This window comes from Streptococcus sp. 3613 (genome assembly GCF_013277375.1).
In the GTDB taxonomy this organism is placed as follows: domain Bacteria; phylum Bacillota; class Bacilli; order Lactobacillales; family Streptococcaceae; genus Streptococcus; species Streptococcus pseudopneumoniae.
This window is the reverse complement of sequence record NZ_VMMV01000096.1, coordinates 1-1,270: the sequence shown is the minus strand read 5'-3', so window position 1 is coordinate 1,270 and position 1,270 is coordinate 1. Positions and strand designations below refer to the sequence as shown.

Sequence of the window (1,270 nt, the reverse complement as noted above, 5' to 3'; positions counted from 1 at the left end):
TCTAATTTCTATTCCTTAGTGGGTCGTGAACAAGAATATGAGGCAAACTACTCTCATTTGATGGAGTTATATCAGACAAAAAAATTTGAGCATCAAGAGTTTTTATTTGGCTACATCAGAGTTCGTTACAACTACGCTCACTACCTAGTATCAAAGGAAAAATATAATGAAGCCATCCAAGAAGCTCTTGAGACGATTGAACTCTGTAAACAAAGACAGACAAGCTACCAACTGGCTCCTCTACTTATTCTTGTAGGAAATGCTGGAGCCAAATTTCTAGACAAAGAACAAGTCAAAAATTATTATATAGAAGCAAGAGAGTTATGTAAGATTTATAACAATCCTTTAATGTTGATGAAGATAGAAAATTATTTGAAGGAACTAGATGCTGTTTAGTTTATCTTGATATTGGAGTGTTACTTAAACATTAAATAGCCTGTAAGGCTGATAGTTAGATTAATACTATCAGCCTTATGATTATGTGACTATTAGTTCGTCTCGCTCCGTTAGGTGCGAGACAAAAAAACCACCCGCTATGCGGGTGCAGTTCATTCAACACCTGATAGTATGCGTTTTTTAGGGTTTTAAAGACTGATTGCTCAGTCTCTTTTTCATTATAATTCAGTTACAATTTAATCTTATTTGAGAAAGTGGGTGATGCTATTCTCTAATAAGACTATGATATTAATTTTTGATAGTACTTCCAGAAGTTATAGTTCCCATTACATCCCCAATTTCTATTTTCAAGTGTCCGTATTATATAGCGTATTCGAAGTTCACTATATCTTGTTAGGATTTGGGTAGAATCATTGATAACAGACTGTTGCAAATCTAGTTAGCTGCATGATTTATATTTATCTATTTTTCTAGTAACCAATCTATGATATTTTTCTTCTCAATACCATTGTAATTTGCTGTTGGCTGAATCGTATCCATTGTTAATAGATATTTTGGGAATTGATCTTTAATGGCTTCTAGTGGTCCAAGTTCTCTTTCTAGTGTTTCTGGAGCAAGTGTTGTTTCACTGACTTGATAATAAGCGTAGTGACCAAGATCAGTTACAACAACAAAATCAACCTCATATTTATCTAAATTACCAACATATACTTGTGAATATCTACGTCTCAATTCCAAATACACCATATTTTCCAAGATATGCCCAATGTCTTCTTTGTGGTCTGGCAATAAGAGGTGTCGTAAACCTAAATCAACGGGATAATATTTTTCTAAGCGTTGTAATAATGCTCGACTTTTTACATCAAAACGTGGA

General features: G+C 33.6%; 1 protein-coding gene and 1 pseudogene. One reads left to right on the top strand and one right to left on the bottom strand.

Annotated elements, in window-relative coordinates; all coding sequences use genetic code 11:
- Nucleotides 1–396: pseudogene (locus HT708_RS10465) on the top strand (XRE family transcriptional regulator); the annotation flags it as partial.
- 462 nt (nucleotides 397–858) lie between these two features.
- On the opposite strand, the gene HT708_RS10460 reads toward HT708_RS10465, so the two are convergent.
- The coding region (locus HT708_RS10460; RefSeq protein WP_172926364.1) for a DUF4143 domain-containing protein at nucleotides 859–1,270 on the bottom strand (412 nt) is incomplete at its 5' end.